At 63.0% G+C, this 14165-nt stretch carries 13 protein-coding genes; 9 read left to right on the top strand and 4 right to left on the bottom strand.

Annotated features, from left to right (window positions below; all coding sequences use genetic code 11):
* Positions 1-83: 83 nt before the first annotated feature.
* Entirely contained in the window at positions 84-1199 is a 1116-nt protein-coding gene (locus tag ABDZ92_RS04675; RefSeq protein WP_343761829.1) for a DUF3800 domain-containing protein, read from the top strand.
* Between the two features lie 96 nt (positions 1200-1295).
* Here ABDZ92_RS04675 and ABDZ92_RS04680 read toward each other — a convergent pair whose 3' ends face one another.
* Entirely contained in the window at positions 1296-2057 is a 762-nt protein-coding gene (locus ABDZ92_RS04680) for a hypothetical protein (protein WP_343761831.1), read from the bottom strand.
* Between ABDZ92_RS04680 and ABDZ92_RS04685 the strand changes: the two genes are divergently transcribed.
* Both ABDZ92_RS04685 and ABDZ92_RS04690 read left to right on the top strand, forming a co-directional pair.
* On the top strand, positions 2056-3411 hold the full coding sequence (locus ABDZ92_RS04685; RefSeq protein WP_012112698.1) for an IS1380-like element ISPme1 family transposase: 1356 nt from the start codon (positions 2056-2058) through the stop codon (positions 3409-3411). The two genes, ABDZ92_RS04680 and ABDZ92_RS04685, sit on opposite strands and share 2 nt — an antisense overlap.
* Before the next feature lie 282 nt (positions 3412-3693).
* A complete protein-coding gene (locus ABDZ92_RS04690) occupies positions 3694-4164 on the top strand; it encodes a DM13 domain-containing protein (RefSeq protein ID WP_343761834.1) in 471 nt (156 codons plus the stop codon).
* Between the two features lie 128 nt (positions 4165-4292).
* Here the strand turns inward: ABDZ92_RS04690 and msrA are convergent, their stop codons facing one another.
* Positions 4293-4844 carry a peptide-methionine (S)-S-oxide reductase MsrA gene (msrA, locus tag ABDZ92_RS04695; protein WP_267620620.1) on the bottom strand — a complete coding sequence of 184 codons (552 nt, stop codon included), beginning with the start codon at positions 4842-4844 and terminating at the stop codon, positions 4293-4295.
* 97 nt (positions 4845-4941) lie between these two features.
* Between msrA and ABDZ92_RS04700 the strand changes: the two genes are divergently transcribed.
* Together ABDZ92_RS04700 and ABDZ92_RS04705 are read left to right on the top strand one after the other, a co-directional pair.
* A complete protein-coding gene (locus ABDZ92_RS04700) occupies positions 4942-5238 on the top strand; it encodes a hypothetical protein (protein WP_343761837.1) in 297 nt (98 codons plus the stop codon).
* Between the two features lie 68 nt (positions 5239-5306).
* Positions 5307-5438, top strand: a complete 132-nt coding sequence (locus tag ABDZ92_RS04705; protein ID WP_343761839.1) for a hypothetical protein — start codon at positions 5307-5309, stop codon at positions 5436-5438.
* Between the two features lie 255 nt (positions 5439-5693).
* Here the strand turns inward: ABDZ92_RS04705 and ABDZ92_RS04710 are convergent, their stop codons facing one another.
* Positions 5694-6629 (bottom strand): nucleotidyl transferase AbiEii/AbiGii toxin family protein, encoded by a 936-nt coding sequence (locus tag ABDZ92_RS04710; protein WP_343761841.1) that lies wholly within the window; start codon positions 6627-6629, stop codon positions 5694-5696.
* Positions 6607-7209 (bottom strand): hypothetical protein, encoded by a 603-nt coding sequence (locus ABDZ92_RS04715; protein ID WP_343761843.1) that lies wholly within the window; start codon positions 7207-7209, stop codon positions 6607-6609. Before ABDZ92_RS04715 ends, ABDZ92_RS04710 begins: the two co-directional genes overlap by 23 nt.
* A 340-nt stretch (positions 7210-7549) precedes the next feature.
* Between ABDZ92_RS04715 and ABDZ92_RS04720 the strand changes: the two genes are divergently transcribed.
* From ABDZ92_RS04720 to ABDZ92_RS04735, 4 genes are all read left to right on the top strand, one after another.
* Complete coding sequence (locus ABDZ92_RS04720; RefSeq protein ID WP_343761845.1) at positions 7550-8365, top strand: hypothetical protein; 816 nt, start codon at positions 7550-7552, stop codon at positions 8363-8365.
* 155 nt (positions 8366-8520) lie between these two features.
* On the top strand, positions 8521-9252 hold the full coding sequence (locus ABDZ92_RS04725; protein ID WP_343761847.1) for an ImuA family protein: 732 nt from the start codon (positions 8521-8523) through the stop codon (positions 9250-9252).
* Positions 9173-10729 carry a DUF6504 family protein gene (locus ABDZ92_RS04730; protein ID WP_343761849.1) on the top strand — a complete coding sequence of 519 codons (1557 nt, stop codon included), beginning with the start codon at positions 9173-9175 and terminating at the stop codon, positions 10727-10729. The genes ABDZ92_RS04725 and ABDZ92_RS04730 overlap by 80 nt, the downstream gene beginning before the upstream one ends.
* The gene (locus tag ABDZ92_RS04735) at positions 10726-14049 is read left to right on the top strand and encodes an error-prone DNA polymerase (RefSeq protein ID WP_343761851.1); all 3324 of its coding nucleotides are present in this window, start codon (positions 10726-10728) and stop codon (positions 14047-14049) included. Before ABDZ92_RS04730 ends, ABDZ92_RS04735 begins: the two co-directional genes overlap by 4 nt.
* Positions 14050-14165 lie beyond the last annotated feature (116 nt).

Consider the following 14165-nt stretch of genomic DNA (forward strand, 5'->3'; position numbering starts at 1 on the left):
CTGAGCTTGCATCTGACTTCAACCGCTGACGATCAAAGGGCAGGTAGACAACCTGCCTGCCGAGATTGCACAGTGGAGATCCCATGCCAGAGCACGTGCCCTCGCAATATTACATCGACGAAAGCGGCAACACGGGCGATCTGAGCGCTGTCAAAATCGAGGCTTATTTCATTGAACAGCGCATGTTCGCTCTGGCCGCCTTTGGCAGCGCGCTTGACGACGACTTCACCGTGCAGTTCGGCGCCCTCAAAGCGACGCACCGTCTCCAGGGGCCGGAGGTAAAGTCGAAACAGGCCTATGAGAGACCGCGGTTCATCCTCGACCTTCTCGACCTGCTGGAAGCACACCACTGCCCGATTTTCATCGAGATCGTGGACAAGCATTATTTCGTGGTCATGAACATCATCGAGCGGATGGTGGTCCCCTACGTCGGAGAGTGCGACACCGGGCGCGGCGCGCTCTGGATGAAGGGCGTCATGGCGGATCATATCGCGCTCTATGCGCCTCCCAGTCTCACGCACGCCTTCGCCGCCTGCTGCCAAAGCAGGGACCATAGCGAGATACTCGATCTCTATAAGCGCATCATCAAATGGGCAGAGGCAGACACAGCTTCGCCGGAGATTGCAGAAGGGATCGTCTGCTTCACGGGGGACAGCCTGAAGGACTTCCGCAAACTGCCAAAGGCCAAAGCGGTCGAGCGCGCGTTGCCGGTTCCTGACGCGAACCCCGCCGGGAAACTCCTTTGGGTCCTCCCCAACATGACCTCGTTCACGCACATCTATGCCCGGATCAACCGGTACGCGCGCAAGCAGGTTTCAGGTGTGACGCTGTTCCATGATGAGCAACTGCAGTTCGGGGACATTCTCCAATACGCCAAGACGCAGACGGAAAGGTTTGCGGAGCTCGACGTGAATCTGCCTATGAAAACAGCCGACTTTGATTTTTCCCAGGCGGCCGAGCTACACTTCCTGCAATCGCACAAATCGATCGGCATTCAGATCGCCGACGTTCTCGCCGGGTTCATCGCGCGATATGTTCAGGAGGCAGTATGGGGCGGCACCACCATGCATGTCGACAAGGTCGCGATCTTCGACCGGCTCGTGGCCAAGGGCGATCGAAGTCGCGGCACAGGCATCAATTTCGTCGCTCCCGATAGTCTGGTCCGCTTCCTCGGCGTCGCGCCGCAACCTAATTATTAGGGCGTCGAGACAACTGGCAAACAGACCGCGCTCGCGAAAGTGACGCGCGGCAGCGCGCCAACCTCGCTATCGCAGGCCCCGGCCCTTAGCCGACGGCTATAACTCATGAGTCGCAAGTCCCATCGACGTTCCAATAGGATACCACACGTCCTGCCACCGAACGCGCGCCAAATCCGTACCGGCAAATGAAGTCTCGTCATTTCCTTTTCTAAGGATCTTGCCGCCGGGCAGATATTTGAGGCCAGTCTGCCCTGGCAGATGTTCATTGAGATTTGCAGGAAGCACCGATCGCAGAGGGTCCACATAAACGGGGTCGTCAGCGACGAGGTAGAAGTCATCAAACAGATGAGAAAAACTCATCATATGCTTGCCAAGCTCTAACGAGTACATCTCGTCATCAACGATGTTTACGCGAACCTCGCCGTTATCATATTCCGCTACCACTCCCTCTAAATGAGAAATACGGCATTTCTCCTCCGGGGGCAGAAAGACAAAGGCGGTGATGAACGATTTTTCGTGGAGCCAATCCACAGCATGGGGAATAAACTCCTCCAGCGTTGGCATTTCGAGGTGTCTGCTGGGGTGAATACCCTGATAAAACCGGATCGCCTCTGCCATCTGGCGGACGAGAAACTGGTAGTCGATATATAGTACGCGATACTTAGCTGGCGCCCTTTGCATCCGCTCTTGGTACATTTCTCGTACCTCACGGACGCAAGCCTCTGCGTTTCGGTTTATCTCGCGACCAGTAAAACGTATAACCCCACATTCTCCAAGTAAGTCGCTGATTTCGCTGTCGTAATCGTGATATTTCGCATATAAATCATGGCGTTGACGGCTGCGAGGGGCGCGTTTCATGGATCACCTGGAGGGTGCGGGCTTGGCGCGGGGAGATCGGGTTGATTTCGACCGCCGTGTGCGTCTGGAGTTCCGTGGCGCGCAGATCAGTTCAGACGGTGGCCTGCTGGTGATGCGCGAGCTTGATGACGTGCTCGGCCTGTCCAATCTGGCGTCGGAGGCGCTGCGAGACAGCCGCACCGGGAAGAACACGCTCCATCGGCTTGACGGATTGTTCCGGCAATCGGTGTTCGGACGACTGGCCGGATACGAGGATGTGAACGATGCCGACCGCTTGGCCCTCGATCCCGTGATGCGTCAGGTCGTTGGCGGCAGGGCCGTCGAGGCGCAAGCTGCTTCGGCATCGCAGATGGGACGGTTCGAGACCGAGACGCTGGCTCTGGCCGCGAACCGGGCGGCGCTGGCCGATCTGAACGGCCAATGGATCGACCGGTTTCATGACCGCAACGGGTTGAAATACATCGTGCTGGACATGGACAGCTCGGTCAGCCCCACCCACGGCGATCAGGAAGGTGCTGCCTGGAACGGGCATTTCGACTGCACCTGCTATCACCCCATCTTCTTGTTCAACCAGTTTGGCATGCTGGAGCGCTGCGCCCTGCGTAACGGCAATGTCCACAGCGCCGATGGCTGGCGGGATGTCCTTGATCCCGTCATTGCCCGATATGCTGGCCGCGACCTTGGTGGACGCTTCTTCCGGGCCGACGCTGCCTACGCGATCCCCGCGATCTATATGCGGCTGGAAGAAGCCAGGTTCTTCTACGCCATCCGTCTGCCCGCCAACGCCGTCTTGCGCGAGAAGATCGCGCATCGGCTGACACGGCCCGTGGGACGGCCTTCGCTGACCAAGGTCAAACGGTTCTTCGAGGACTTCGAGTATCAGGCGGCGTCCTGGGACAAGCCGCGCCGCGTCATCGCCAAGATCGAATGGCATCCGGGCGAGCTGTTCCCCAAAGTCGGCTTCATCGTCACCAACCTGCCGATGGAGCCAGACTGGGTGGTGAGGTTCTACAACCAGCGCGGCACCGCAGAGCAGCACATCAAGGAAGGCAAATATGCCTTTCGCTGGACGCGGCTGTCATGCCGGAAGTTCCGGCACAACGAGGTGCGGCTGCAACTGCACGCGCTGGCCTACAACCTGGCAACCTTCCTGCGCTGCATCGAACTGCCCGAGGCCATGGCGGACTGGTCGTTGACCAGCCTGCAACTCAAGCTGATCAAGATCGGCGCCCGCGTCGTCCGCCACGCCCGCGCCATTACCTTCCAGTTGGCCGAGGTCGCCGTCACCGGCCCGATGGTGCGGGCCGTCCTTGCCGCCATCCGCCGTCTTCGAACGCCTCCGTCATGCGCATGACCACGATCCATGCCCAAGCTGAACGAAAGCGGCAGGACAGGTCCGTCTGCCGCGCGGAAAAGCGGCTCTGCCGGGCCAGAATGCTGCGGGTTCGAGGCTTGATCCACCCGACTTCGGCCGTTTGCGCGACGACAGACACCGCTCGGGGCGAAAAACGCTTGCCCAGCGAGCAAAATCAGGCGATCTTGAAGTCAAGCGGCAGGCCACTTGGGGAATGTCGGGTAACAAGGCCCGGCGTTTCTGCGAAAGGCACCGCATGACCTTTCGTGAAAGATGCGCCCCATGAAGAAGATCCTCCTCCTTGCTGCTACCCACCTCGCCACGCTTGGCGTAGGCTTCGGCCTCGGCGTCTATCTCCTCCCCATCCTCGTCGCCGAGCGCGCGCCCGATGCCACGCAGCTCGCCGCCGCCGCGCAGTCCGCGACCTATTCCGCAACCTTCCGCAAGGATCTGCCCGGGAGCGACTGGCTCCATTGGGGCACGGGCACGATCAGCGTCACCCCGCAGCGGATCGTCCACCAGGGCGAACTCGCGCCGGGCCCGGACTACAAGATCTACCTCGCGCCCAGCTACGTCGAGACCGATGCGGATTTCCGCAAGATCAAGGCGCAGTCGGTGCAGCTGGGCTCGATCAAGAGCTACAACGGCTTCATCACCGAGGTGCCCGCCGGCGTGAACATCGAGGATTACGACACGGTCGTGATCTGGTGCGAGGCCTTCGGCAAGTTCATCACGGCGGGCAAGTACAGGTAAGGCGCGTGCCCGCCTCCGCGGGCACGTCCTCGGCGAGTCTCAGGCCCTTGCGGGCCTGATCGCCTGCGGCTCGCGCGCGTGCGCTCGCGGCCCGTCCGTTGACGGGCCGGGTTGGCGCTGCCCTTGTGCTACTTCACATACTTCTGGAAGCTCTTGCGCAATTTCATCAGCTTGGGCGGGATCACCGCAAGGCAGTAGGGATTGCGCTGGCCTTCGCCGTCCCAGTATTCCTGGTGGTAGTCCTCGGCCGGATACCACTCCGCCGTCTGCTGGCCGCCCGACAGGCCCTCGATCGTTGTCACAGCCGTCTTGCCGTTCTCCGCGTTCCAGCGCGCGATCGCGGCTTCTGCCTCCTTGCCCTGCTCTTCGGAGAGGGGGAAGATCGCGGAGCGATACTGCGTCCCGATATCGTTGCCCTGCCGGTTCAGCTGCGTCGGATCGTGCGTGCCGAGAAACACGTCGTAGATTTCGGGCAAGGTGATGACCGCGGGGTCGAAGGTCACGCGGATTCCTTCCGCATGGCCGGTCGTGCCGGTGCAGACTTCCTTGTAGGTGGGGTTCGCCTTGGTGCCGCCGATATAGCCGCTCTCGACACTCGAGACGCCGACGACGTCGCGGAACACCGCCTCGGTGCACCAGAAGCAGCCGCCGGCAATGATCGCCGTGTTGGTATCGCTCACGATGTTTCTCCGTTGGTTTTCTCCTCAGATAGGCTAGCAAGCGGCCAGTTGCCATGTGTCGGCATCCGATTTCGCACTTCGAGGGAGAGATTTGACAATGAACAGGACGATCCTTGCGCTCGCCGCCGTGAGCGGTCTCGCTCTTGCCGCGCCGCTCGCCGCCCAGCACGCAGGCCACGCCATGAAAGCCGGCGCGGGCGCGGTCGACGAGGCGCACATCAAGGACACCGCGCACTTCATGAAGGAGCACGGCGCGCAGCTTTCGGCGGCGATCAATCACCCGAGCCGCGCCACCGACAAGGCCCGCGACGCTTTCCGCCATCCGGCCGAAACGCTCGCCTTCTTCCATGTCGGCCCCGAGATGAAGGTCGGCGAATATGCAATAACTGAGTAACCGGCTCGGGTCAGATATCGCTGCCTGATCGCATCTTTCTCAAGCTGCTCTCTCGTGGAATGGAACTCGTGGCCATCCAACTCGATAATCAGTCTGGCGTCCTTCAATATAAAATCTACGCGATAGCGACCATGCTTTTCGGGATCGCCAAACCAATGCTCACTCTCGATGCGCGCTGCCAGATCATCGAGTTCCTTTGAAAACTGGCGCTCGATGTATGACTGCCCTCTGTCGTGATACCAACCCGGTGGTGATTCTGGTTGCCCTGGATATCGCATACTACCCTTTGATCCGACAAAAGTGTCGCTTGTTGGCCTGCGCTTATCGCGGACGCTAATGTTCTCATACATGACAGAACGTCCAAATCATCTGGCGAGAACGCTGATCGTCCCCTCGTTCTGTTCCTCAAACCCCGCGACGAGCCTGCCCGTCTATGCCGGTCGAGATAGGAACCGTCAGTCTGGCAGCAGCGCGCACAGCCGCGTCACTGCGGCTATTGCCTCCTCAAATGACGGAACCTCGCTATCGCCCGCGAATGCCATGCCCTCGACGAAGCGCGTATATTCCGGAGGATAGAGCGTGTCGGCATGCAGGGTAGCGAGCATTGCCGCCAGCCGATCGGTGGGTGTCAGCTTCTCGGTTACCTCTCCGCCGCGTCCCGCGTCCGCAACAAGCGTCTCGACGAGCAACGCGGGGAAATCGCTGCTTGCCGAAACCGCGGCTTCCAGTGCGGCAAGATCATGGAGGTGACGCACGACTGCAGGATCGTCCTTCGGCGATGCCCGGTCACGGACCAGCGATCTCCAGCTGAAGGCGCTGAGCTTGTCTGCGGCAGTCTCGACCGGGTCAACGCATGCGATCGCGCCGACTTCCGGATCTGCCCGGCGGAATTGGGCAACGTACGAGAATAGCGGGCGCTCTTGCACAGTGAGACGGGGCGGTTTCGCGGAGAGCTCGGCAAGGATGTGCGGACGCAACGCGTCATGAGCATCCAGGATCGAGGGGTAATCCATCTCGAACTGGAGAAATCCATTTGCATCGCGCGCCACGACATCCGTGACGTTGAAACCGGCGGCTTTCCACGCGTCGGCCAATTTGTCCCGGAAATCGCCGAGCGCCCTGCGCCGCTGCCCGCCGGAGAGCTCCGTAAAGGCGGCGGACAGGTTGAGCTTGAAGTCGATGTCCTCCGAGAACCGCTTGATCAGGCCGTAGCCCTTGAGCAGTGAGGTGCCGCCCGAGAACACCGGCACGATGTCCTCGCCTCCGACAGCGACGAGCACCGCGATCGCCTGGACGACAAACCAGTCCTTTTCGACAAAGGCTTCGTCGACCGCCAACGCACCGGCAACGCGTCCAAGCGTGATCGCGTCAGGCGCGTTCGAGAACGACATAATTGCCGTCGTATCCGATGCGCCGGCGAACCCGATCTTTCACGGCCAGGGTACGACCAGTCGGCACCTGCGTCGAACGGCCGCTGTTATAGGCCTTATCGAAGCTCGACACATCGACCGCCTTGCCGAGCCGCCCAAGCGCTTCGATCGCGAGCCGGCGGATACCGACAAGAGGCGCCGGCTTGCCGTTGAACGGCGACACTTCAGCCTTGGCATAGAGGCCGTAGCCGATCTGTACGAGCTTGCCGGTCCGGGTGAGTTGCTTGAGCGCGCGTCCGACGCCATCGTAACTGCCGAGCTTATCGAAGTCGCTGCGCAGGAATACGTTGCGCTTCGAGCGGCTGATCTTCCGGCTGATCGCCTCTGCGATCGTCCCACTCGACAAGGGCACGCTGCTGGACGCCAGCTTGTAACGGCCCCGTCCCACCCGCGTGATCTTGCGCGCCCTGACAAGATCGCCCAACGCCCGGCCCACCGAGTCATAATTGGCAGGCAGCGTGAGATCCGCACGCGCGATCGTATCGCCGCCCGTGAAGCGCTCCAGAATCTGCTCGGTCAAGCTTGACATCGGTGCTACCAAAATACGTCGTTTCCGACATGGAGATACGCTTCATGCAGATAATTTTCAAGGTGACGTTTGAGCTTGGGGCCAGCCATGCAGCCAGCGGGCGACCGGGAATTCGGAACGGTGCCCATTCCTGCGGGTTTAGGGGCCTCGCACGATCCTGGCCGGCCTGGGTTGCCAGTCGCCCGGACCGACCCAATGCCACCCCGATCCGCTGGGACCGCGGCGGCGCGCCAGCGCTATGACGCAGCGAGAAGAGCCTCTCTGGGAAGGCCGCAAGCCGCACTACACCGATCCACTGCGGGGCCGGCTGCCGGAGCTGGAACGCTGCATGATACGGCATCGCGCTTTGCAGATGATCCTGATCATCTACCATGCCGAAGAACTGAAGCGCGAGGTGCTCGAGATCGTCGCCGCCCAGCGAGACTGGAAGAATGCCGTCAACGACGAGGATCGCCCGGCCGAGGAGGAGGTGCCCGATCGCAAGAAGGTGAAGCGTGCATTCGATGCCCTTGTACGAGACGGCGTGCTGACCCCGGACGAGCGGCGCGAGATGGTCGATTTAATCGGCAGGCGGAACAGCATCGCGCACCATCTCGACCAGGTGACCGCTGACCTCAGCACCGACGCCTGGGTTCGCGACCACCTCGCGTACATGCCGGACCGGCAGGAGCACGACTATGAGGCGCTCGATCGCTTGGAGGCGATGCGCAGGCTTTTAGAGGAGCGCACCATCGCCCAACACTATGTCGGCGTGATGAGCATGCGGGGAATCCTTTTCGAGGCCACAGAGAAGGCACTGCGCGACGACATCAGGCGCCTCGATCGGAGAATTCGCAAGCTCGTCCGCGAGCGGCGGACTGCGATCCAGGCTTTGAACAAGGAGATGTCGATCGAAGCCACCGAGCTTGTCGGCGATTTCCATCCGCGCTGGCCCGAGAACCGCTACCATCGCGGCCGCCTGACACCGCGCGGCGTCGAGATTTGCTACCGGCTATTCGACATGGGCAAATCTGCCATGGCCGTCGCGCACATTATGGAATTGTCGCTTTCCTCTGCCCGCGCCCGCGAACGTCAATGGCGCACGCTGGGTGGTGAGACACGTCCGGTTCCACAGCTGGAAAGCATCCCAAAGGTGCATATCCCGGTTCGATACGAAGATATGCGCTGACGATTCGACGATGGCCGATAGCGGACGAGGATCTCGATCCCGCACGCACAGTTCACGGGGTTCTCTCCGCAGCGATGCGATGACCGCTTGACTCTGTACCGCTTTAACTAGAACATAAAGGGAACGCCTCAACCGCTTCCGAGTCTCATTATGTCATGCGCCAATCGACCGTCCTCGAAGATCTGCGTGCGCGTATCGCGCAGATCGAAGGCGTGGGCGCGCGCCATGAGGCGATCCCGTTCGGCTTAAGCGAGATCGACGATCGATTGCCGGGCGGCGGAATCGCCAACGGCGCGCTTCACGAGATCACCGGCAGCCCCGACCTTGCAGACGAAGCAAGCGCGACCACTTTCCTGGCCGGCATCCTTGCCCGGATCGAAGGCCCTGTCTTCTGGTGCCTGCGCTGGCGCGACCTGTTCGCGCCCGCCCTCCATCTTGCCGGGCTCCATCCCGACCGCGTCATCTATGTCGAGGCGGGCAACGACGCCAATGTGCTGCTCGCGATGGAGGAATGCCTCCGCCATGCGGGCGTTGCCGGCGTGGTCGGCGAGATCACCAAATATTCGACGACCGCCTCGAAGCGCCTGCAGCTTGCGGCGGAAGGCTCGGGCGTGCCGGCCTTTGTTTTTCGCCGCGCCGCAAAGCTCGAGGAAGTGGGCGAAGGCTCCGCCGCCATGACGCGCTGGCGGATCACGGCGTCGCCGAGCGAAGATCTGGGCATTCCCAGTCTCGGACGCGCCCGCTGGCACGTGGCGCTCGAGCGCGTACGCGGCGGCAACCCGCATAGCTGGATTGTGGAGGGGTGCGATGCGACGGGTCGTATCGGTCTTCCTGCCGCACTGGTCGACCGACCGGCTGCGGCGGAAGAGCGCCAAGTCGCCGCCTGACGGCGCGGCGTCTCCCAGCACCATTCCACTGATCACGGCGATACCCGATCATGGGCGGCGCATCGTCGCGTCCGTGGACGGCGCCGCGCGTTCGCTTGGCATTCGGGCAGGCATGACGATCACCAAGGCGCGCTCGTTCGCGCCGGAGTTCGAGGTGGTCGACGCCGATCCCGATGCCGATTTCGAAGGCCTGCGGCGGCTCACGCTCTGGGCCGGGCAGCGTTATTCGCCGGTCGTCGCGCCCGACCCGCCGGACGGAATCTGGCTCGACATCACCGGCTGCGCGCATTTGTTCACCAGCGAGCGGGCGCTGCTCAAGGATCTCCATCGGCGCGTTGCCGCATTCGGGCTCTCCGTCCAGATCGCGGTCGCCGACACCGCGGGCTGTGCGCATGCCGTCGCGCGCCACGTCCCTGCGGGGCGGCCGGTCACGATCGATCCGGGCAAGCATCGCGAGGCGCTGGCACTCCTGCCGATCGCATCGCTGCGCCTCGAGGCCGATGCCGTCGAAGGCTTGCGAAAGCTGGGCTTCGAACGGATCGAGCAGCTGATCGGAACGCCGCGCGGGCCGCTCGCCAAGCGGTTCGGCCGCAATCTGCATCGGCGCCTCGACCAGGCGCTGGGAACGCTGCCCGAGCCGATCGACCCGATCTTTCCCGACGCCCTCCCCCGCGCCCGTCGCCGTTTCGTCGAGCCGCTCGTGACCGCGGAGGCGTTCGGGCAGGTGATCCACGATCTCGTCGCGGACATCGTCGACCAGCTGAACAGGCTCGGCAAAGGTGCGCGAAGGCTCGACTGTTATTTCCACAGGGTCGATGCCCATAACCAGGCCATCCGCGTCGGGACGGCGGCGCCCTCGCGCGATGTCCCGCATCTCGCGAAACTCCTGTGCGCCAAGCTGGAGACCGTCGACCCCGGCCTCGGGATCGAGGCGATGACACTGGTGTCGCCGCTGGTGGAGCCGATGGCGGCTAGGCAGGGCGAAGGCCTCGAAAGCTTGACGCGCCGCGGCCCCGATCTGGCGTCCCTCGTCGATGCGCTAGCCAATCGCTTCGGCCAGAACAGCCTCTATCGCTCTGCCCCGCGCGCAAGCGCGATGCCGGAGCGATCGGTCAGCGCCGCCGCCGCACTGGCAGGCGCCAGCGGCGCGGCCTGGGACGACGATCTTCCCCGCCCCTGTCGCATGCTGACACCGCCCGAGGCGATCGACGTCACGGCCATGCTCCCCGACCATCCTCCCGCGATGTTCGTCTGGCGGCGCCAGCGCTTCCGGGTGACCCGAGCTGACGGACCGGAGCGGCTCCACGGCGAATGGTGGCGCGATGCCGGTCATGAAGCCGAGCGCCCCCACACCGTCCGCGACTATTACCAGGTCGAGACCGTGACGGGGGGGCGCTATTGGCTGTTCCGGCTTGGCGACGGCGAGAACCCCGCGACCGGTCCCATGCGCTGGTTCATCCATGGCGCCTTCGCATGAGCCACGCTGCGCCGGCTTATGTCGAGCTTCAGGTCACGACGCATTTCAGCTTCCTGAGAGGCGCGTCGTCGCCGGAGGAACTATTCGCGGCCGCCGCGCTGCTGGGGCTGCCGGCGCTGGGCGTCGTCGACCGCAATAGCGTCGCGGGGATCGTCCGGGCCTGGGATGCGGAGAAGACAACCGGCGTGCGCGCCATCATCGGGTGCCGTCTCGATCTGACCGATGGCACGGCGCTACTCGTCTATCCGACCGACCGCGCGGCCTATGGCCGGATGTGTCGCTTGCTCAGTGTCGGCAAGGCCCGCGCCGGCAAAGGGGCCTGCCATCTCGATTGGTCGGACATCGAGGAATGGAATGAAGGGCTGATCGCGATGCTGGCGCCCGACCGCGCCGATGCCGTGACGGAGGAAGCGCTCACCCGAACGCGCCGCATCTTCGGCGACCGAGCCTATATGGCCTTGTCGATCCGCCGCCGCCCGCGCGATGCCATCCGTCTGCGCGACCTGTCGGCGCTGGCGGCCGCCGCCCGCGTCCCCACCGTCGCGACAGGCGATGTCCTCTATCATTCGCCCGATCGCCGGTTGCTGCAGGACGTCGTTACCTGCATCCGCGAGAAATGCACGATCGATGAGTTGGGCGCCCGGCGCGAGAGGTTCGCGGACCGACACCTCAAGACTGCTGCGGAGATGGAGCGCCTGTTCAGGCGCTATCTGAAGGACAGTTCGCCCGTCGCGCGCAGCGTGCAATTGGCGTCGCGCTGCACCTTCAGTCTCGAACAACTCAAATACCAATATCCCGATGAGATCCAGGTGCCCGGGCGGACGCCGCAGGAGGAACTCGAGCGCCTCACCTGGGAGAAGGCACCACTTCGTTATCCGGAAGGGATCGACGGGAAGGTCCGGCAGCAACTCGAGCATGAGCTGAAACTCATCGCAGACCTCGACTATGCCCCCTATTTCCTGACCGTGCATTCGATCGTGGCCGAGGCGCGGCGGCGCGAGATCCTCTGCCAGGGCCGCGGTTCGGCCGCCAACAGCGCCGTCTGCTATGTGCTTGGGATCACCTCGATCGACCCGGTCCGATCCGAGCTGCTCTTCGAGCGTTTTGTCTCGGCCGAACGCCGCGAGCCGCCCGATATCGACGTCGATTTCGAGCATGAGCGGCGGGAAGAAGTGATCCAGTGGATCTATGAGACATATGGCCGGACGCGCAGCGCGCTGACCGCCGTCGTGACGCGCTACCGTGCGCGCGGCGCGGTCCGCGAAGTCGGCAAGGCACTGGGACTTTCCGAGGATATTACCGCCGGTCTGTCGTCATCGGTCTGGGGCTGGAGCCGCGAGGGCGTCGAGGAGAAGCACGCCGAGGAACTGAACCTCGATATGGGCGACCGACGCCTCGCGCTCACGCTGGAGCTCGCGCGCCAGCTCATCAACACCCCGCGCCATCTCTCGCAGCATCCTGGCGGGTTCGTGCTGACCCGGGATCGCCTCGACGAACTGGTCCCGATCGAGCCCGCCGCGATGGAGGATCGGCAGGTTATCGAATGGGACAAGGACGATATCGACGCTCTGGGGTTCATGAAGGTCGATGTCCTCGCGCTCGGCATGCTCAGCTGCATGCGCCGAGCGTTCGAATTCATGGCCAATGACAAGGACGTCCATCTCGACCTCGCGACCATCCCCGCCGAGGATCCGGCGACCTATGCGATGATCCGCAAGGCCGACACGCTCGGCGTCTTCCAGATCGAGAGCCGCGCGCAGATGGCGTCGATTCCGCTGATGGCTCCAAGGACCTTCTACGATCTGGTGATCCAGGTCGCGATCGTGCGCCCCGGCCCGATCCAGGGCGACATGGTCCATCCCTATCGGCGCAGGCGCAACGGCGAGGAGGAAGTCACCTACCCTACCCCCAAACTGCGCCGGGTCCTCGAAAAGACATTGGGCGTGCCTTTGTTTCAGGAGCAGGCGATGCGCGTCGCGATCGAATGCGCGGGGTTCACCCCGAGCGAAGCGGATCTTCTCCGCCGGGCCATGGCGACCTTCAAGCTCACCGGCGGCGTCTCGCATTTCCGGGACAAGCTGATCGAAGGGATGGTCGCGCGCGGTTATGACCGCGAGTTTGCGGAGAAGACGTTCAAGCAGATCGAGGGCTTCGGATCCTATGGTTTTCCCGAAAGCCACGCCGCCAGCTTCGCGCTTATCGCCTACGCCTCCTCCTGGGTGAAATGCCATCACCCGGATGCCTTTTGCGCCAGCCTCCTCAATGCCCAGCCCATGGGCTTCTACGCTCCCGCGCAGATCGTGCGGGACGCGCGACAACACGGCGTCGAGGTCCGGCCGATCGACGTCAATCACAGCCGCTGGGACTGCACGCTTGAGCCGGCCAGCGGCCGTTACATGGCCGTCCGCTTGGGGCTCTGCATGGTGCGCGATCTTGCCAACGCCGACGGTGCCGCGATCGTCAGCGCGCGAGGCGATCAGCCCTATTCGTCCGTCGAGGAGATCCAGCGACGCGCCCATGTCGGTCGCGGTGCACTAGATCGTATCGGCGATGCCGATGGGTTCGGGTCCCTCGCCCTTTCCCGCCGCGCAGGCCTTTGGGGCGTCAAAGGTCTCGGAAGCGAAGTTCTGCCACTCTTCGCCGCGGCCGACGAACGCGCGGGCAAGCTGCTCGCCGAGGCGATGGAACCTGAGGTCCTGCTCGCGCCAATGACCGAAGGATCGCAGGTCGTGGAGGACTATCGCGCGTCCGGCCTGAGCTTGCGGGCGCATCCTCTCGCCTTCCTCCGAGACGAGCTCAAGGCGAGGAAAATGATTACCTGCGAGCAGTTGCAGAGCGTCAAGGACGGGCGGTGGATCGAACTCGCCGGGATCGTGCTCGTCCGGCAGAAGCCCGGCTCGGCCAAAGGCGTGATGTTCATCACGCTCGAGGACGAAACCAACGTCGCCAACCTCGTCGTCTGGACCAAGATATTCGAGGCGAACCGGCGCACCGTGCTCGGCTCGTCCATGATGGGCGTTCGCGGCCAGGTGCAACGCGAAGGCGAGGTCATCCATGTGATCGCCCAGCGGCTTGAAGATCTGTCGCCGATGCTCGCAAGCGTGGGCAGCCGCCGCGATGTGTCCGACATCTATCGGGTCAGCAGAGCAGACGTTGCCAAAAGTCCGATATCGCCTGACCCCCGCGACCCGGCGAACAAGACCCTCGGACGCGATGCGCGCACCATCTACATTCCTTTATGCCGAGATCGGCATAACGGAATTTATCCCGAGGAAGGCGCTATGCCGAGCACGTTCCCCAAGTCCCGGGATTTCAAGTAATTCACCCTGCCTGACTCGGCATAGTTACGCGTCTCCTTTGCAAAACAGCAGAGGAGATACCGATGACATCATATACGCTAACGAGCCCCAAACTTTGGAGGCTGCTCGAGGGCTGG

The sequence above is a fragment of the Sphingomonas molluscorum genome (assembly GCF_039522995.1).
In the GTDB taxonomy this organism is placed as follows: Bacteria; Pseudomonadota; Alphaproteobacteria; order Sphingomonadales; family Sphingomonadaceae; genus Sphingomonas; species Sphingomonas molluscorum.

Bases quoted from the DNA above. Each gene is read 5' to 3' on its own strand.
- ABDZ92_RS04675 (WP_343761829.1), top strand. From the start codon at position 84: ATGCCAGAGCACGTGCCCTCGCAATATTACATCGACGAAAGCGGCAAC.
- ABDZ92_RS04685 (WP_012112698.1), top strand. From the start codon at position 2,056: ATGGATCACCTGGAGGGTGCGGGCTTGGCGCGGGGAGATCGGGTTGAT.
- ABDZ92_RS04680 (WP_343761831.1), bottom strand. From the start codon at position 2,057: ATGAAACGCGCCCCTCGCAGCCGTCAACGCCATGATTTATATGCGAAA.
- ABDZ92_RS04690 (WP_343761834.1), top strand. From the start codon at position 3,694: ATGAAGAAGATCCTCCTCCTTGCTGCTACCCACCTCGCCACGCTTGGC.
- ABDZ92_RS04700 (WP_343761837.1), top strand. From the start codon at position 4,942: ATGAACAGGACGATCCTTGCGCTCGCCGCCGTGAGCGGTCTCGCTCTT.
- ABDZ92_RS04710 (WP_343761841.1), bottom strand. From the start codon at position 6,629: ATGTCGTTCTCGAACGCGCCTGACGCGATCACGCTTGGACGCGTTGCC.
- ABDZ92_RS04720 (WP_343761845.1), top strand. From the start codon at position 7,550: ATGATCCTGATCATCTACCATGCCGAAGAACTGAAGCGCGAGGTGCTC.
- ABDZ92_RS04725 (WP_343761847.1), top strand. From the start codon at position 8,521: ATGCGCCAATCGACCGTCCTCGAAGATCTGCGTGCGCGTATCGCGCAG.
- ABDZ92_RS04730 (WP_343761849.1), top strand. From the start codon at position 9,173: ATGCGACGGGTCGTATCGGTCTTCCTGCCGCACTGGTCGACCGACCGG.
- ABDZ92_RS04735 (WP_343761851.1), top strand. From the start codon at position 10,726: ATGAGCCACGCTGCGCCGGCTTATGTCGAGCTTCAGGTCACGACGCAT.